This is a genomic window from Actinomadura formosensis (assembly GCF_050948385.1).
In the GTDB taxonomy this organism is placed as follows: domain Bacteria; phylum Actinomycetota; class Actinomycetes; order Streptosporangiales; family Streptosporangiaceae; genus Spirillospora; species Spirillospora formosensis.
The window spans coordinates 3,007,910-3,025,349 of sequence record NZ_CP192011.1 but is presented as its reverse complement, the minus strand read 5'-3'; the positions used below and the strand labels follow the sequence as shown (position 1 = coordinate 3,025,349).

Genomic DNA, 17,440 nt, shown 5'->3' with positions numbered 1-17,440 from the left:
TCTGGGATCCGAGCCTCACCTCCTACCCGTGTGTCGCGTCGCCTGCGTGACGGTCAACCGGCGGGGGGCGTGGCGTCGTCGAGCGGGGCGACCTTCTTCCATGTGCCGTTGTACGCACGAACAGCCGGAGGCGTTCGACGTTCCCGGCGACGGCTTCCCGAACGTTCCCCGGCAGGCGGTCAGCCCGCGTGTTCCGCAGGTGGTCCCCGCAAGGGGCCGGCCGACGGGACGGACCGTGGACGCCGCGGGGATCGACCGGCCCCGGTCAGCGGATCCCGCTGACCGCGACGGTCCGGTTACGTATCATGAGTGGCCAGTGCCGGGGGGCTTGGGATTCGGGACCTACACGGCGATGGGGCGTGGATGACGGGACCGCACGGCGGCGACGGCAACCGATCACCGGAGCCGGGACGCCCGGACGGTTTACCGCCCTGGCTCCGCCGCGCCCTCCAGGTCGTCATCCTCGACGCGTCCTCCACCGTGGTCGTCAGCCTGGGGGTGACGCTCGTCCACGGCTCGTTCTGGCTGAACGCGGCCATCACGCTGCTGGTCGTCGCGCTGGCGACCGCGGCACTGTTCGTCTTCTATCCCGATACGGCGCGCACCATGCTGGAACGCGTGTGGAAGGCACTGCGGCGGGGCGGCACGGCGCTCGCGTGGGGGTGCGCCGGAGCCGCGGCGATGGCGCTGGTCCTGCTCGCCGGGGCCGGCGTGCATCGCGTGTGGCGGCACACCGACGCGTGCGGGCAGCCGCTGGAGCTGCGGGTGCTGACCGCGCCGGAGACGCTGACGCCGCTGCGCGCCGCCGCGGCCGAGTTCGTGAACGCCGACGAGGACCGCGGCTGCCGCAAGTACAGCGTCACCGTCGTCCCGGAGGCCGGGCCCCTCTCCCTGTACGACGGGTTCAGCCTTCTGTGGCGGCGCAGCAAGCCGGCGGGCGTGGGGCGTGCCGACGACGAGCAGCTTCTGGGCCCGCAGCCCGACATCTGGCTCCCCTCGTCCACGGCGGAGTACGACTTCGTCCCTAAGAGCCCGGGGCAGATCGACACCCGGAACGCCGCAGGGGGCGGGTCTCCGGTGACCCGCACGGCGGCGCTGGCCGGCGGGGGCCCGGCCGCGGGTCCGGGCGGCGGGGAGGGCGATCCGTCCTTCCGGATGCTCGGCTCGCTCGGGTCGTCGCCGCTGGTGCTGGCGCTGTTCCCCGGCGCGCACGGGTCCGTCGCCGATCCGAGCAGGATGCCGATCGCGCCCGACCCGGCGGCGCTGCTGACGCGGATCGCGGACGCGGGGGTGAAGCTGCGCGCGATCGCCCGGCCCGTCCCGGAGACGTCGTCGGCGTCGCTGGCCGTCGCGCCCGCGCTCTACGATGCGCTGCCCGGCGACGACCGGAGCGACGAGCGGTTCGCCGAGCCCGCCGACCTGGTCGCGTCGGACGCGGTGTCGCTGCTGTGCCGGTTCCGGCAGCGGGCCGCCGCGGGGCAGGCCGACCCTCCCGACGACATCGCGGTCGCCGTCCCCGAGCAGGTGCTGCACGACTACGACACGGGGCTGCCGCTCGGGGACGACCGCTGCGGCGCCGTCGATCCCGACGCCCCCCAGTCGGTGAAGTGGCGCCTGTATCCGTACTACGCGAACGGCCTGCCGACGCTCGACTACCCGTTCGTCCAGGTGCGGTGGCGCGGGCAGGACACGCGGGAGCGGGACGCGGCGGTGACCGCGTTCTACCGCTGGCTGCAGCGCAACCCGCTGACCTTGCAGGGTTTCCGGAACGGTGAGGGCCGTATCCCGTCCGTGCGGGAGGGCGACGGCCGGCACCACTATCTGGCACGGCTGCAGGGCGTCATGGGAAGCCGGGTGATGCCGGACGCCGTGCGCCCGACGACGCCGGACGACGTCCAGCGGAGCCTGGACCGCGTCGGCGCGGCCCGTCCGCGGACGGCGCTGGCGCTGCTGCTGGACGCGTCCGGGTCGATGGGCGGCGCGGCGCAGGGACGCGGGGGTTCCCGGCTCGCCCGCGGGACGTCGTTCCTGCGGAGCCTGGTGTCGCAGTTGCAGAGCAATGACCGCGTCGGTCTGCAGGTGTCGTCGTCGGCGTCGCCGGACGACCCGGATCTGGTGGGGAACGTCCCGCAGGAAGCGGCGTCACCGGAGCAGAAGAACACCGTCCTGAGCGACCTGCAGGCGACCGCCTCCGGTGGGACCGACCGGGCGCTCGGCGACGCGATCGCGGCGGCCGGCGTCGGGTCCGGCCGGCAGAATCTCATCCTCGTCACCGACGGGCAGAGTCCCGGCACCAACCCCCAGCTCGGCGCGCGGACGGCGTGGCTGTCGGGCGAGTTCCGCAAGCGGCACCCCGGCCTCCGGCTGACCGTGGTGCTGACGGGCCCGGCGACGTGCGCGTCCTCGCCGGTGAAGGAGATCGTGGCGGCGTTCGGCAAGGACGGCGGCGGCTGCGTGCCGCTGACCGGCGCGCCCGAGGTCGAGCAGGCCGCGGCACTGCTGGCGGAGCTGCGATGAGGGTGCTGCCGAGCGGGCGCCGGGCCCGGGTGAGCGCCGTGGCCGGGGCGGCGCTGGTGCTGGCCGCGTGGCTGGTCGTGGTGCTGCGGCCGGACGCGTCGTATCCGGCGTTGAAGGCCGGCTGCGACCGGGGGGAGCTGTTCGTCGCGGGCGGCACGGACGTCAGCCTGAAGAACCAGCGCCGCGCGCTGATCCAGCAGTGGAACAAGGGCCACCGCCCGCACGCCACGCTCGTGGAGGTGGCGGACTCCACCGACCTCCAGCACAGCCAGATCAAGGCGGTCGAGGAGTCGAAGGGCTGCGCCTACGACGTCCTGATCATGGACAACACGTGGACGGCGCAGTTCGCGGACGCCGGTTATCTGCGCCCGCTCGACGGCGTCGAAGATCTGGATGACTTCTTCCCGGTGGCGCTGCGCACGGGTCGGTGGAAGGGGAAGCAGTACGCCGTCCCGTTCAACGTGGACGTCGGCCTCCTCTACTACCGGGAGGGCGTGACGCCGCCGACCACATGGCAGGGGCTTCTCACCTCCGATGTGGCGACGCAGCTCGCCGGCTACGAGGGCCTGACGGTGAACGCGCTGGAGGCGGTCTGGAACGACGGCGGCGGCGGGGTGCTCACCGGCGAGGGCCGGCCGAGCGGGAAGGAGCTGCGGGCGAAGGTGTATCCGGCACTGGTCCGGCTGGCGTCCCGCCTGCGGGGGCGGCTGGGCCTGTCACGGCAGTACAAGGAGCCGGAGAGCATCGAGGCGTTCGCGGCGGACGCGGCGCTGATGCGCAACTGGCCGTACGCGTTCTCGGCGCTCGCGTCCGAGCCGCGCATGCGCGACGGCGCGCGGCTGCGGTTCGGGGTGACGGCGCTGCCGGGCCGCACGGTGCTCGGCGGCCAGAACCTCGCCGTGTCGAAGTACTCCCCCCGACCGGACGCGGCCGCCCGCCTGGTCGGGTTCCTGAGCGGGGCGCAGAGCCAGCGGCTGCTGTTCGCGTGCGGCGGCTTCGTTCCGGGACGCTACTCGGCGCTCGGGCTGTCGCCCGGTCACCGCTCCCCCGCCGATGTGCGGGCGCCGGCCTGCCCGTCCCGGTCCGGGGAGGCCGGCCCGCCGGACGAAGCGCAGCTGACCGGGTTCGGCCGGGCCGTGGTGACCGCGCTGGGCCGGGTGCGGCCACGTCCGGTGACGCCGCACTACAGCACGTTCAGCGACACGTTCCGGGGCTGCGTCCAGAAGATCTTCAACGGGGAGGGGACGGACGCCGCGTCGTTCGCGCGGGCCGTCGAACGCTCCCTGGACGGGCGTCCGGCGTCCTGTTAGCGGACGGCTTCGAGCGCCGCCCGGGCCATGGTGTGCAGGAGGCCGCCCATCGCCTCGCGGTCGAGCCCGGCGGCGCTGCGCGGGGTCGAGTTGAGCAGGCCGAAGCAGGCGTGGACGGCCGCACGCGTGCGGCCGGCGGGGAGCCCGGGGTTCAGCCGGCGCAGGACGGCGACCCATTCCTCCACGTAGGCGCGTTGCAGCCGGCGGATGCGGTGCCGCTGCGGCTCGGGAACGTTGTCCAGCTCGCGCTCATGGACGGTGATCAGCGCGGGGTTGTCGAGGGCGAACGCGATGTGCCAGTGCAGCAGCGCGTCCAGGGCGCGGCCCGGGTCGGGGTCGGCGGCGCGGCGGACGCCCTCGGCGAGCAGCCGCTCGCTGATGTCGAGGAGCATCTCGGCGAGGACGGCGTCCTTGCCGCTGAAGTGCCGGTACAGGGCGGGGCCGGTGAGACCGACGGCGCGTCCGAGGTCGCCGATGGACACCCCGTGGTAGCCGCGGCGCGCGAACAGCTCGGCGGCGGCGCCGAGGATCTCGGCCCGGCGCGGGTTCGGCGGGCCTTCGAGCGCCGCGGCCGGCTGGGAGGTCATGCGCCCAGTCTAGACTAGAGTTGTTAACGAGCGTTAACATCGGCATTGTTAATGAGCGTTAACCGGGAAGGGGGGTCATGGGCGGACCCGAGATCGGCTCCCGCGCCGACGTCGCGGGCGAGGCGTTCAAGGCGAACGCCGCGCACAACGAGGCCCTGGTCGCGGAGCTGCGCGACCGCATCGACCGGGCCGGGCGCGGCGGTCCGGAGCGGGCCCGCGAGCGGCATGTCGCGCGGGGGAAGCTGCTTCCCCGCGACCGGGTCGACACGCTTTTGGACCCCGGTTCGCCCTTCCTGGAACTGTCGCCGCTGGCCGCGGACGGCATGTACGCGGACGAGGCCCCGGGCGCCGGGATCATCACCGGGGTCGGGCGCGTCTCCGGCCGCGAATGCGTCATCGTCGCCAACGACGCGACGGTGAAGGGCGGCACCTACTACCCCGTCACGGTGAAGAAGCACCTGCGGGCGCAGGAGGTGGCGCTGCACAACCGGCTCCCCTGCCTCTACCTGGTCGACTCCGGCGGCGCGTTCCTGCCCCGGCAGGACGAGGTGTTCCCCGACCGCGAGCACTTCGGCCGCATCTTCTACAACCAGGCCACGATGTCGGGGCGGGGCATCGCGCAGATCGCGGCGGTGATGGGCTCGTGCACGGCGGGCGGCGCCTACGTCCCGGCGATGAGCGACGAGGCCGTCATCGTCCGCGACCAGGGCACGATCTTCCTCGGCGGGCCGCCGCTGGTGAAGGCCGCGACCGGGGAGGTCGTCACGGCCGAGGAGCTGGGCGGCGGCGAGCTGCACTCCCGCACCTCCGGCGTGACCGACCATCTGGCCGAGGACGACGCGCACGCGCTGCGGATCGTCCGCGACATCGTCGCGACGCTGGGGCCGCGTGAGCCGCGCCCGTGGGACGTCGTCCCGGCCGGGGAACCGGCCGCCGATCCGTCCGAGCTGTACGGGATCGTCCCGCCCGACTCGCGCACCCCCTACGACGTGCGCGAGGTCATCGCCCGGATCGTGGACGGCAGCCGCTTCCAGGAGTTCAAGAAGGAGTACGGCGCCACGCTCGTCACCGGGTTCGCCCGCATCCACGGGCACCCGGTCGGGATCGTCGCGAACAACGGCATCCTGTTCGGCGAGTCGGCGCAGAAGGGCGCGCACTTCATCGAGCTGTGCGACCGGCGCAGCGTCCCGCTGGTGTTCCTGCAGAACATCACCGGGTTCATGGTCGGGCGCGAGTACGAGGCGGGCGGCATCGCCAAGCACGGCGCGAAGATGGTCACCGCCGTCGCATGCGCCCGCGTCCCCAAGTTCACCGTCGTGATCGGCGGCTCGTTCGGCGCGGGCAACTACGCGATGTGCGGGCGGGCGTACTCGCCGCGCTTCCTGTGGATGTGGCCGAACGCCCGGATCTCGGTCATGGGCGGCGAGCAGGCCGCGAGCGTCCTTGCGACCGTGCGCCGCGACCAGGTGGAGGCGCGCGGCGAGCGGTGGCCCGCCGGGGACGAGGAGCGGTTCAAGGCGCCGATCCGCGAGCAGTACGAGGCGCAGGGCAATCCGTACTACTCGACGGCGCGGCTGTGGGACGACGGAGTGATCGACCCGCTCGACACCCGGCGCGTGCTGGGTCTCGGGCTGTCGGTGGCCGCCAACGCACCGCTGGAGCCGGTCGGCTACGGCGTCTTCCGGATGTGAGGGTGTTGATGTTCGACAGCGTGCTGGTCGCCAACCGCGGGGAGATCGCCGTCCGGGTGTTCCGGACCCTGCGGCGGCTCGGCATCCGGTCCGCGGCGGTCCACACCGATGCCGACGCCCTGGCCCGGCATGTCCGGGAGGCGGACGAGGCCCTGTGGATTCCGTCGTATCTGGACATCGAGGCGGTGATCGCGGCGGCGCGCGCCTGCGGGGCGTCGGCCGTCCATCCCGGGTACGGGTTCCTCGCCGAGAACACCGCGTTCGCGCGGGCGTGCGGCGAGGCCGGGCTGACGTTCATCGGCCCGCCGGCCGAGGCGATCGAGGCGATGGGCGACAAGATCCGCGCGAAGCGGACCGTCGCCGCGGCCGGTGTCCCGGTCGTTCCCGGGCGGGACGAACCCGGGCTGTCCGACGCCGAACTGGAGGCCGCCGCACTGGAGATCGGGCTGCCGGTGCTGCTCAAGCCGTCCGCCGGGGGCGGCGGGAAGGGCATGCGGCTCGTCCGGGACCCGGCCGATCTCGCCGGGGCCATCGCGTCCGCCCGCCGGGAGGCGCGCGGCTCCTTCGGCGACGACACGCTGCTCGCCGAGCGGTTCGTGGAAAACCCCCGGCACATCGAGATCCAGGTCTTCGCCGACACCCACGGCAACGCCGTCCACCTGGGCGAACGCGAATGCAGCCTGCAGCGCCGGCACCAGAAGATCATCGAGGAGGCGCCGTCCCCGCTGCTGGACGCCGCGGCCCGCGAGCGGATGGGCGCCGCCGCCGTCGCCGTGGCCCGGGCCGTCGGGTACACGGGCGCCGGGACGGTCGAGTACATCGTCTCCGCCGACCGGCCGGACGAGTTCTACTTCATGGAGATGAACACCCGGCTCCAGGTCGAGCACCCGGTCACCGAACTGGTCACGGGCCTTGACCTGGTCGAACTCCAGCTCCGGGTGGCCGCGGGGGAGCCGCTGCCGGTCACGCGGGACGACGTGGCGCTGGACGGCCACTCCATCGAGGCCCGCGTCTACGCCGAAGATCCCGCACGCGGTTTCCTGCCCACGGGCGGACGCGTGCTGGCGCTGAGCGAGCCCGCCGCGCGGGTCGACTCGGGGCTCGACGTCGGCACCGAGGTCGGCGGCTCCTACGACCCGATGCTGGCCAAGGTGATCGTCCACGGCGCGGACCGCGCCGAGGCCCTGCACCGCCTGGACCGGGCGCTCGCCGGGTACACGCTGCTGGGCGTCCCGACGAACGTCGCGTTCCTGCGCGCGCTGCTGCGGCACCCGTCCGTGGTGGCGGGCGAGCTGGACACGGGCCTGGTCGAACGCGTCCTGGACGAGCTGGTCGCGGGCGCGTCCGTGCCGCCCGAGGTGCTGGCCGCCGCCGCGCTGGAACGGATGCGGGCGCTCGAATCCGGCGACGACCCGTGGGACGTCCCGGACGGCTGGCGTCCCGGCGCCCACGCCTGGACGCCGTGGATCATCACCCCGTCCGGCGGCGACCCGGTGGAGGTCCGTGTCCAGGGCCGCGCCGCGTCCGCGCGCGTCGCGGTCGGCGACGGCGCGCCGGTCGCCGCGGCGCTGAGCGGCCCGTTCACGCTCACCTACGCTGGAAGGACGACCTCGTTCGAGGCCGCCCGCGACGGCGACACGCTGTGGCTCGGCCGCGACGGGCACGCGTGGGCGCTGAGCGAGCACGTCCGCGCCGAGGGCGGCGCCGCGTCGGGCGCCGCCGGCGACGGCGTGCTGCGCAGCCCGATGCCGGGGACGGTCCTGGCCGTCAAGGCGGCCGAGGGCGACCGGGTCGAGGCCGGGCAGCCGCTCGTGGTCGTCGAGGCGATGAAGATGGAGCACACCGTCACCGCGCCGCTCGCCGGCGTCGTGGCGAAGCTGCCGGTCCGCGCGGGCGCGCAGGTCGCCCTCGACGCGGTGCTGGCCGTCATCGAGGAGGCATGACGATGCGGGTACCCCTCTCCGGTCTTCCCGGGCGGGTCACGATCTACGAGGTCGGGCCGCGGGACGGGCTGCAGAACGAGAAGGCGGTCGTCCCCGCCGAGGTCAAGTCCGAGTTCGTGACCCGGCTGGCGGACGCGGGGCTGCGCACGATCGAGACGACCAGCTTCGTCCATCCGAAGTGGGTGCCGCAGCTCGCCGACGCCGAGGACCTCCTGGACATCCTGCCGCGTTCGCCGCAGTTGCGTTATCCCGTCCTCGTCCCGAACGAGCGGGGCCTGGAGCGGGCGCTCTCCAACGGCGTCACCGAGATCGCCGTCTTCGGCAGCGCGACCGAGACGTTCGCCCGCCGCAACCTCAACCGCACCGTGGACGAGTCCCTCGCGATGTTCGCCCCGGTCGTGGAACGCGCGCGCGCCGAGGGCCTCTGGGTGCGTGCCTACGTCTCCATGGTGTGCGGTGACCCGTGGGAGGGCGACGTTCCCATCGCGCAGGTCGTGTCCGTGGCGTCCCGCATGATGGACATGGGCTGCTCCCAGCTCAGCCTTGGCGACACCATCGGCGTGGGCACGCCCGGCCAGGTCACCGCCCTCATCCAGGCGCTGGGCGAGGCGGGCATCGGCACCGAGCGGCTCGCCGTCCACTTCCACGACACCTACGGGCAGGCCCTCGCCAACACGCTCGCCGCGCTGCAGGCCGGCGTCACCGTGGTGGACGCGTCCGCGGGCGGCCTCGGCGGCTGCCCGTACGCCGAGAGCGCCACCGGCAACCTGGCCACCGAGGACCTCGTCTGGATGCTGGACGGCCTCGGCATCGACACCGGCGTCGACCTCGGCAGGCTCGCCGCCACCAGCCGCTGGATGGCCGGCCGCCTCGGCCGCCCCAGCCCGTCCCGCGTAGTCCAGGCCCTCTCACCGGAATCGGAGTAGCCCCAATGATCGACTTCACGCTCAGCGACGAGCAGGAGGAGCTGCGGCGCACGGTCGAGCGGTTCGCCCGCGAGACGGTCGCGCCGGTGATCGGGGACCTGTACGAGCGCGGCGAGTTCCCCTACGAGATCGTCGCCGCGATGGGCGAGATGGGGCTGTTCGGGCTCCCGTTCCCCGAGGAGCACGGCGGCATGGGCGGCGACTACTTCGCGCTCTGCCTGGCCCTGGAGGAGCTGGCCCGCGTCGACTCGTCCGTCGCGATCACGCTGGAGGCCGGTGTCTCGCTGGGCGCGATGCCGATCTACCGGTTCGGGTCGGCCGAGCAGAAGAAGCGCTGGCTGCCGCAGCTCACCTCCGGGGAGAGGCTGGCCGGGTTCGGGCTGACCGAACCGGGCGGCGGGTCGGACGTGCCCGGCGGCATGCGCACCACCGCCCGGCTGGACGGCGACTCCTGGGTGATCAACGGGTCGAAGGCGTTCATCACCAACTCCGGCACCGACATCACCGCGTTCGTCACCGTCACCGCGTTCACCGGCGAGAACGAGATCTCCACGATCATCGTCCCGAACGGCACCCCCGGCTTCACGGTCGGCCGCAAGTACTCCAAGGTCGGCTGGTCGGCCTCCGACACGCGCGAGCTGTCGTTCGACGACGTGCGGGTCCCGGCCGAGAACCTGGTCGGCGAGCGCGGCCGGGGTTACGCGCAGTTCCTCCGCATCCTGGACGAGGGGCGCATCGCGATCGCCGCCCTGTCGGTCGGCCTCGCCCAGGGCTGCGTGGACGAGAGCCTCCGCTACGTGCGGGAGCGGGAGGCGTTCGGCAAGGAGATCGGCCGCTACCAGGCCATCCAGTTCAAGGTCGCGGACATGGAGATGCGCGCGCACACCGCCCGCCTCGCCTACTACGCGGCGGCGGCGAAGATGCTGCGCGGCGAGCCGTTCAAGAAGGAGGCGGCGATCGCGAAGCTGGTCGCCTCCAACGCCGCGATGGACAACTCCCGCGACGCCACGCAGATCTTCGGCGGCTACGGCTTCATGAACGAGTACGCCGTCGGCCGCTTCTACCGCGACGCGAAGATCCTCGAAGTGGGCGAGGGCACCTCCGAGGTCCAGCGCATGCTGATCGCCCGCGCCCTCGGCCTGCCGCCGTCCTGACGCCGGCGGACCTGCGCGCCGCCCGGACGCACGGCGGCCGCCGGGCGGCGCGCTAAGGTCGGGTCATGCTGTCGCGCGCCTACGGGATCGCCCGGTCGCTGGTCATGTACCACGGAATCCCGGGCAAGCACCGGCGTGCGCTGCGCCTTTACGGCGAGTTCCTCGGGCCCGGCGACGTCGCGTTCGACATCGGCGCGCACGTGGGCGGCCGGGTGCGCGTGTGGCGGCATCTGGGGGCGCGCGTGGTCGCGGTCGAGCCGCAGCCCGACTGCCTGCGCGTCCTGCGGCTCCTCTTCGGCCGCGACCGGGACGTCGCCATCGTGCCGGGTGCCGCCGGGGCGGAGCCGGGCACGGCGCGGCTGGCGCTGTCCAGCGCGACGCCGACGGTGTCCTCGATGTCGCCCGGCTGGATCGAGTCGGTGACGGCGGACCGCGGCTTCGCCCGCGTCCGCTGGGACCGCTCCGCCGAGGTCGAGGTGACCACGCTGGACGACCTCATCGCGGCCCACGGCATGCCCGCCTTCTGCAAGATCGACGTCGAGGGCTTCGAGGCGGACGTCCTCGCGGGGCTTTCCCACCCGGTTCCCTCCCTGTCGTTCGAGTACGTCCCGTCGGCGCACGACGCGTCCATGGAGGCACTGCGCATCGTGGACGGGCTCGGCGCGTACGAGTACAACTACTCCCCCGTCGAGACGATGCGGCTGGCGAGCCCCCGGTGGCTCGACGCGTCCGAGCTGAGGCGGGGGCTGGAGCGCATCCGCCCACGCGGCCGCTCCGGCGACGTCTACGCCCGCCTGACCGGCGGACACCCCGGCACGCAGCACGCGGAACGCACACGCCCCGCCGCGCGATAGGCCGCCCCGGAACGCGCGGGAAGACGCTCGCGCTTCATCGGACGGCCCCGGCGAGGACCGTCGTCACCATCTTGCGGACGGAGTCGCGCTCGGGCGCCGGTCCGGTCCGGTCGGCGAACAGCAGGTGGGCGGTTCCGATCAATGTCGGAGCGAGCATCTCGACCTCGGCGTCGGAGGCGATGCGGCCCAGTTCGCGCTCGGCGCCGAGATAGCCCTCGATCATGGTCACCGCCTCCGTCAGGACCGGGACGCCGGCGGGCCAGGTGTGCCGCAGCCGGGCGCGCAACTCGTCCCGGAAGGTGATGAGCGCGACGATCGCGACGGCGGCCGACCCGAACAGGCCGATCAGCGCGTCGGTGAGGTTGCCGGCGACCGTCCCCGTCCCCGCGGACTCGCGCAGGGCCGCGACCTGCGGATCCATCCGGCCGACGCGGTCGCGGACGAACTCGGCGAGAAAGGCGTCGAAATCGGCGAAGTGCCGGTGCAGCACCCCCTTGGCGACGCCCGCCTCCGTGGTGACCGCCCGGCTGGTCAGCACGCTGGGTCCGTCCCGGAGCAGGACGCGCTCGGCCGCGTCGAACAGTTGCTCGCGCACATCGCGAAGGGCCACCCCTGTCGGCACCGCGCATCCTCTCCTGGACAAGTGGGCAAGCGCCCACTAAAATGGGCACATGCCCACTTTACCGAATGAGCCTCATCGGGCGCGCCAGGTGGCCGAGTCGTTCGGCGCCGACGCCGAACGCTACGACCGCACCCGGCCCGCCTACCCCGGCGCCCTGGTGAAGCGGCTCGCCGCCGCCGGTACCGCCGTCCTCGACGCCGGCTGCGGAACCGGCATCACGGCCCGCCCGTTCCAGGCGGCCGGCTGCCGGGTGCTCGGCGTCGACCCCGACGCGCGCATGGCCGACCTGGCCCGGCACGGCGGCGTCGAGACCGAGGTGTCGACGTTCGAAGCCTGGGACCCGGCCGGACGGACGTTCGACACCGTCATCGCCGGGCAGTCCTGGCACTGGATCGACCCGGTCGCCGGCGCGGCCAAGGCGGCGGAGGCGCTGCGCCCGGGCGGACGCCTGGCGGTGTTCTGGAACGCGTTCCAGCTCCCGCCCGAACTGGCGGAGGCCACCCTCGCCGCGTATCGCGAGGCCGTGCCCGACTCCCCCATCTTCCAGCGGGGCTTGCCCGGCCCGGAGGCGTACGAGCTCATGTGCGCCCGAGCGTCCGACGGCATACGCCGGGCAGGCGCCTTCGAGGACCCGGAACAGTGGCGATTCCCCTGGGAACGCCACTACACCCGCGCCGAGTGGCTGGACCAGGTGCCCACGTTCGGCGGCCACAGCCAGCTTCCGCCGGACAAGCAGCAACACGTCCTGGCGGCCATGGGCACGGCCATCGACACGATGGGCGGCGAATTCACTATGGCTTACACCACCGCGGTGGCCACCGCTATCAGGTGTGGGTAACGCCCCCTTGGAGCAACCGATCCCGCACAGCCTCGGCCTCGCTCGCCGTAAGACCGGCCCCACCCAGATAGGAGACGGCGTCCAGCGAGTTGAGAACGGCGAGCAGAGCCTCCCGCTCGGTGGTGCCGTGCCGCTCCAGGATTTCCAGTGAGCAGTACTCCGGGTACACCATCGCTATGCGCGGGTTGCTGATCTCGTAGTCGGCGATGATCTCGTCGTGGAGCACACCGGCGAGCATGAGCAGCAGCATGCTGACGAGTCCCGTCCGGTCGCGCCCGGCCCCGCAGTGGACGAGCACGCCTCCCGGCTCGGCCTGCGCCACCGCCCTGACCGCCGCGGCGCACCGCTCGGCCTTCCGCTCCAGGAAGACCGGGTAGTACAGCGGCGTCCCGTCGAGGTCCCGGCCCCAGATCAGCTCCCACATCGCGGTGTCGGCGGTGTCGTCCAGCGGGGCGTGGACGCAGGTCAGCGGGTCCGGCGGCAGGACGGTCCGCTCCTCCTCGTTGCGCAGGTCGACGACCGTGCGGATCCCGTACCCGATCAGCTCGTCCCACCCTCGCGGGGTCAACCGGTCGAGCATCCCCGACCGCACGACCGCCCCCGGCCGGACCGCCCGCCCATCGCCCGTCCGCAGCCCGCCCAGATCCCGGACGTTCAGCGCCCCTTCCCATTCCAGATCACGCATGATCATTAAGACGCCGCGCACCATGGCGGAGTTCGACGCACCCGCGACGGCAAAGGAGAGCGGACCGCTCAGCCGAGGACGAGCGGGAGCTTCGCGGCGAGACCGCCGAGCGCGGCCTGCTCCGCATCGGTGGGCGCACGGCGTCCGGTGCCGATCAGCAGCGCGTCCTTGTCGGAGAACGAGGCGGGGAACGAAGTCCCGGCGATCTTCTCCAGGGACGCCCGCGCCGCCGCGAGGGTCTCGGCGGGCGGCTCGGCGGCGGACGGCAGATACGCGATCAGGTCGAGATGGTGCAGGGTCCATTCGAGCACGTACGCGGACAGGTAGTCACCGGCGGTCAGCACCATGTCCTGGGTGCTGACACGGGCGGCGGGATCGGCGAGCACGGCGGCGCGGCCCGCGGCGGAACCGACGTCGTCCAGATGGAACTTGAGCAGCCGCGGCTCGCCGTACGCGGCGGCCAGCCGGGGGATCAGCGCGTCGAGCGGGTCCTCGCCGGTCGGGGGTTCCACGAGCTTCCAGTAGGTGACCGCGTCCACGGTCGGTTCGGTCTCGGCGGGCGTGACGAGGGTGATCAGGACGTCCTGGGCGTCGATGACCAGGTGGCACACCAGGTCCCGTACGAGCCAGCCGGTACAGCCGGACGGCCGCTCGAAGTCCTCGTCCGCGACATCGGCGACCGCCGCGAGCAACGCCGTCCAAGAGCGCGAGAAGAGATCCACCGCGGCACGGTAATGCCGCACCGGAACACCGGACAAACGTATTTCGGGCGGCCGCGTCCACACCGTCCCCCGAGACCCTGGCGTCAGGCAGTGCGGCCGAGCGAGCCGCCCTTGATGCCCGCGAGCAGCGACGCCCACACGGACTGTCCCAGCACCAACACTGAGTCTTTTTCAGCGTGGCGGGGTCTCGCGGAGTTGCAGGGTGTGGATGGCTTTGGCGAGGTGTCCGGCGCGGTGGGGCAGCAGCGCAGCTTCCGGCGAAGCGTGTGCGGATGGCGGTTTCGATCGCGGTGCGGTCCATCCGGCGATGGCGCGCGTGCAGGTTGCTGGCGACGACCGGCACGGACTGATCGGCTCGCTCGCGAGCACGCCATCCCCGCCGGGCGTCTACACCGAGTCCTGAACGTCCACCAGTTCCGCGAGGTGGGCCCGGCAGTTCGGGCAGGTCGCGATGTCCTCGTGCGAGCAGTCCACCTCCCGCGCCAGGGCGATTCAACCCCACGCCCTGGAAGTCCCGAACACTCCCCCAGCACCTCATGGCTGATCTCCGGCTGGCTCCGCGGGATCAAACGCCCGGTGAGGGAGTTCGTCAGCGTTCTCCCTCGGCGTACCAGATCGTGCTGCGCAGGTCGGCTCCTCTGATCACCTGGACGCGCCAAGGCTCCAGCCGTAGGAGGTGCAGCTCTGGGTCGCCGAGCCCGCCGCGCCAGAAGTTGCCCAGGTCGTACCCGGCCCCCTTCGGGCTCGTACGCCGGTAAAGCTCCCACACATGGCGCTTGGTCTCCAGGTCGTCGGCCCAGGCGGCGACGGCATCGATGCTCACCGCGTTCTGCCGCGGCGTCCAGTAGGAGAACGTGGTGTGCGGGTTGCCCGCCAGATGGGCGGCCTTGACCGGCGTCTTGTACGTGGCGAGCCAGCCCAGCGGGTCGCCCTCAAGGGTCTCCCAGACCGGGATCAGCACTCGTGCGCGGGGCCGCCCCTTCTTGTCGACGGTGGTCATGGTCGCGTACACGATGTCGCCGATGTAGGCGTCGAACTGGTTCTTGATCTCGGTGAACGAGGTCACGTGCGCGGCCAACGCTCTCTCCCTCCTGTACGTGCTCTGCTCAGACGGTGGTCGTGGCCGACTCGGCCAGGGCGCTCTGAGCCGGTCCTGAGGCCGCACGGGGGGTGCGGAGGCCGAACGCGATGACGACCGCGCCGAGCACCGCCGCCACCACCGGGACGACCAGCGCGGTCCGCAGCGCGTCCAGCCCCGACCCGGCGGCGACGCTGGCGGCGGTGACGGCCGACAGCCCAAGCGCCGTGCCGAACTGCATGGCCGTGTAGAGCAGGCCGCCTGCCAGGCCGTGCTCGTCCTCGTCGACACCCTCGGTCGCGGCCATGGTCAGCGGGCCGTACGCCAGCGAGAAGGCCAGGCCGAGCAGGAGCAGCGCCGGAAGCATGGCGGCGTAGGTCCAGTCCATTCCAACGGGCAGGAACAGCGCGTACCCGACCGCCGCGACCACGATGCCGCCGAACAGCACCCGGGTGTTGCCGAAGCGGTTCACCAGGCGCGGCGTCAGCGTGGGCGCGAGCACCGTGTCAATCCCGATCACGAGCATGGCCAGGCCGGTCTGCATCGTGTTCCAGCCGCGTAGCTCCTGGAAGTACAGGGTGGCCAGGAACTGGAAGCCCGCGAACGCGAACAGGAACAGCAGCGCCCCCACGTTCACTCGTACCAGCGGCGCGGTGCGCAGGATGCCCAGCCGCACCAGGGGCGATGACGACCGCCGCTCGACCGCGACGAACAGCCCCAGTAGTGCCAGCCCCGCGGCGAACACGCCGCCGGTCAGGCCGGGGCCGTCGCCCGGGTGCTCCAACCGGACCACCCCGTACACCAGCAGCAACATGGCCCCTGTGATGGCGAACGCCCCCGCCAGATCGAAGCCGTCTGAGGGCCGCTCGCCACCGGTGTCGCGGACGAGGACCAGCGCCGCCGTCAGGATCACCATCGACAGGATGACCGGCGCGAAGAACACCCACCGCCAGCCGAACGACGTGAGCACGCCGCCGGCGACCAGGCCGAGCGAGAATCCGCCCGCTGCCGTCCCCGCGTACACGCCGAGCGCCTTGGTACGCACGGGCCCCTCGGGAAAGTTGGACGTGACCAGCGCCAAGCCGGCGGGCGCCATGAACGCGGCCGCGACCCCCGTGACGAATCGTGCGGCCAACAGCATCCAGCCTTCGGTGGCGAACCCGCCGAGCCCGGAGAAAGCCAGGAAGACGGCCAGCCACAGGACGAACATCCGCCGGTGCCCCAGCAGGTCGGCGGCACGCCCGCCCAGCAGCATGAACCCGCCGTAGCCGAGCACGTAGGCGCTGACCACGCCGCTGAGCATCCCGGTGGACAGGCCCAGGTCGGCGCGGATCGACGGCAGTGCCACGTTCAGCATCGCCACGTCGATCCCCTCCAGGAAGATCGCGCCGCAAAGCACCAGCAGTACGCCCCACGCGCGCCCTGTCATTCGGGCGGGGTGGCCGGCGGCGCCGGATCCGCTGACGGAATTGGACATCGGAGTCTGACCCCATCTCCTCCGGGAACCGGCCCGGAGTGGTTCCCCGAGCGCCTGCCAGTTCCCTCTTGTAACTGGCAGCATCGTCAGGCACCATCGGTGACCATGGAAGACGGCACTTTCGAGTCCCTCGGTTACTGCGGGGATACCGGCATCGACGACGACGTTCTCCAGTGGGACCAGCGCGCGGACTGCGAGGTGCGGCAGATCCTCGACCGCGTCGCCGACAAGTGGTCGCTCCTGGTGATCGCACTGCTCGACAAGCGGAGCCTGCGCTTCACCGAGCTGCGCCGCGCGATCGACGGGGTCAGCCAGCGAATGCTGACCCGCACGCTGCGGCACCTGGAGCGCGATGGGCTGGTGAGCCGGACGGTACATCCGACCGTCCCGCCGCGGGTGGACTACGAGCTGACGCCGATGGGCGTGACCCTGCACAGCACCATCCGCGCCCTGGTCGTCTGGACCGAGGAGCACCAGAACGCCATCGCCGCGGCGCGCGCCGCCTACGACAGGCGCGCGGCCGCCGAGCGGGAGGCCGCCGAACGCGAAGAGGCCGAACGCCGGGCCGTCGCCCGCACGGCCCGGCCGACCAGGGGCTGACCACTCTGATCACGGCCGACGGCGATGACCGGCCGAGCGGATCGGGTGGCGTGAGCGAGGTCGACGGCATCACACGGGACGACGGACATGTCGCGATCCGTGATCCCGACGTCATCAAAGGCCCGATCACGTGGGTCGATCACCCCGGCCCCAGGTCCGAGCGGAGCCGCCGGATCGACCGCCGACAGGGGCCAGTGGCCCCACAAGCGGCTGCGGAGAGATTTTTCCTTCCCTGGTGCGATGAGTTCGGGGTGGGGGCGTGGTCTACCCCCGTGACTCGTGAAGGGAGGGGTTCGGTGTCGCGTGCGTCACATCTCGTTGGCCTCAGGTGCGGGTGCGTCCGCAGGGTGGACGGGGAGGAGCAGGGCGGTTCTGTCGGACCCCGCTGGAATACTCCCGGAGCGCGCGAAGTTTAACGGTTCGCGAAAGTGTCAGT

The 17,440-nt window shown here is 72.5% G+C and carries 15 protein-coding genes; 9 read left to right on the top strand and 6 right to left on the bottom strand.

The genetic code is table 11. The features are described 5' to 3' along the window. Positions 1–363 precede the first annotated feature (363 nt). Together ACQP1N_RS14275 and ACQP1N_RS14270 are read left to right on the top strand one after the other, a co-directional pair. Positions 364–2,517 carry a VWA domain-containing protein gene (locus ACQP1N_RS14275; protein ID WP_433231775.1) on the top strand — a complete coding sequence of 718 codons (2,154 nt, stop codon included), beginning with the start codon at positions 364–366 and terminating at the stop codon, positions 2,515–2,517. Next, positions 2,514–3,827 carry an extracellular solute-binding protein gene (locus tag ACQP1N_RS14270; protein WP_433231772.1) on the top strand — a complete coding sequence of 438 codons (1,314 nt, stop codon included), beginning with the start codon at positions 2,514–2,516 and terminating at the stop codon, positions 3,825–3,827. The genes ACQP1N_RS14275 and ACQP1N_RS14270 overlap by 4 nt, the downstream gene beginning before the upstream one ends. Here the strand turns inward: ACQP1N_RS14270 and ACQP1N_RS14265 are convergent. After that, positions 3,824–4,414 carry an SACE_7040 family transcriptional regulator gene (locus ACQP1N_RS14265; RefSeq protein ID WP_067796057.1) on the bottom strand — a complete coding sequence of 197 codons (591 nt, stop codon included), beginning with the start codon at positions 4,412–4,414 and terminating at the stop codon, positions 3,824–3,826. The genes ACQP1N_RS14270 and ACQP1N_RS14265 overlap by 4 nt on opposite strands. 77 nt (positions 4,415–4,491) lie before the next feature. Between ACQP1N_RS14265 and ACQP1N_RS14260 the strand changes: the two genes are divergently transcribed. From ACQP1N_RS14260 to ACQP1N_RS14240, 5 genes are all read left to right on the top strand, one after another. After that, positions 4,492–6,105, top strand: a complete 1,614-nt coding sequence (locus ACQP1N_RS14260) for a carboxyl transferase domain-containing protein (protein ID WP_433231770.1) — start codon at positions 4,492–4,494, stop codon at positions 6,103–6,105. An 8-nt stretch (positions 6,106–6,113) separates the two neighbouring features. Further along, a complete protein-coding gene (locus ACQP1N_RS14255) occupies positions 6,114–8,048 on the top strand; it encodes an acetyl/propionyl/methylcrotonyl-CoA carboxylase subunit alpha (protein ID WP_433231767.1) in 1,935 nt (644 codons plus the stop codon). A 2-nt stretch (positions 8,049–8,050) separates the two neighbouring features. Continuing rightward, positions 8,051–8,974, top strand: coding sequence for a hydroxymethylglutaryl-CoA lyase (locus ACQP1N_RS14250; protein WP_174548843.1), 924 nt, complete (start codon positions 8,051–8,053; stop codon positions 8,972–8,974). A 5-nt stretch (positions 8,975–8,979) separates the two neighbouring features. Beyond that, positions 8,980–10,128 carry an acyl-CoA dehydrogenase family protein gene (locus ACQP1N_RS14245; RefSeq protein WP_067796050.1) on the top strand — a complete coding sequence of 383 codons (1,149 nt, stop codon included), beginning with the start codon at positions 8,980–8,982 and terminating at the stop codon, positions 10,126–10,128. Between the two features lie 65 nt (positions 10,129–10,193). After that, positions 10,194–10,982, top strand: a complete 789-nt coding sequence (locus tag ACQP1N_RS14240) for an FkbM family methyltransferase (RefSeq protein WP_433231764.1) — start codon at positions 10,194–10,196, stop codon at positions 10,980–10,982. A 34-nt stretch (positions 10,983–11,016) separates the two neighbouring features. Here ACQP1N_RS14240 and ACQP1N_RS14235 read toward each other — a convergent pair whose 3' ends face one another. Further along, positions 11,017–11,604 carry a TetR/AcrR family transcriptional regulator gene (locus ACQP1N_RS14235; RefSeq protein ID WP_433231762.1) on the bottom strand — a complete coding sequence of 196 codons (588 nt, stop codon included), beginning with the start codon at positions 11,602–11,604 and terminating at the stop codon, positions 11,017–11,019. A gap of 49 nt (positions 11,605–11,653) precedes the next feature. On the opposite strand from ACQP1N_RS14235, the gene ACQP1N_RS14230 reads away from it, so the two are divergent. Then, on the top strand, positions 11,654–12,442 hold the full coding sequence (locus ACQP1N_RS14230; RefSeq protein WP_067796042.1) for a class I SAM-dependent methyltransferase: 789 nt from the start codon (positions 11,654–11,656) through the stop codon (positions 12,440–12,442). On the opposite strand, the gene ACQP1N_RS14225 is transcribed toward ACQP1N_RS14230, so the two are convergent. The 4 genes from ACQP1N_RS14225 to ACQP1N_RS14210 all read right to left on the bottom strand — a co-directional run bounded on the left by ACQP1N_RS14225 (position 12,429) and on the right by ACQP1N_RS14210 (position 16,356). Continuing rightward, a complete protein-coding gene (locus tag ACQP1N_RS14225; protein ID WP_255218794.1) occupies positions 12,429–13,127 on the bottom strand; it encodes a tyrosine-protein phosphatase in 699 nt (232 codons plus the stop codon). The genes ACQP1N_RS14230 and ACQP1N_RS14225 overlap by 14 nt on opposite strands. Positions 13,128–13,195: 68 nt before the next feature. Further along, positions 13,196–13,849, bottom strand: a complete 654-nt coding sequence (locus ACQP1N_RS14220; RefSeq protein ID WP_433231757.1) for a maleylpyruvate isomerase N-terminal domain-containing protein — start codon at positions 13,847–13,849, stop codon at positions 13,196–13,198. A 589-nt stretch (positions 13,850–14,438) separates the two neighbouring features. Further along, complete coding sequence (locus ACQP1N_RS14215; RefSeq protein WP_067796038.1) at positions 14,439–14,927, bottom strand: pyridoxamine 5'-phosphate oxidase family protein; 489 nt, start codon at positions 14,925–14,927, stop codon at positions 14,439–14,441. Positions 14,928–14,955: 28 nt separating this feature from the next. Continuing rightward, positions 14,956–16,356 carry an MFS transporter gene (locus tag ACQP1N_RS14210; RefSeq protein ID WP_433231755.1) on the bottom strand — a complete coding sequence of 467 codons (1,401 nt, stop codon included), beginning with the start codon at positions 16,354–16,356 and terminating at the stop codon, positions 14,956–14,958. A 153-nt stretch (positions 16,357–16,509) separates the two neighbouring features. On the opposite strand from ACQP1N_RS14210, the gene ACQP1N_RS14205 reads away from it, so the two are divergent. Then, on the top strand, positions 16,510–17,004 hold the full coding sequence (locus ACQP1N_RS14205; RefSeq protein WP_067796036.1) for a winged helix-turn-helix transcriptional regulator: 495 nt from the start codon (positions 16,510–16,512) through the stop codon (positions 17,002–17,004). Positions 17,005–17,440: the final 436 nt, after the last annotated feature.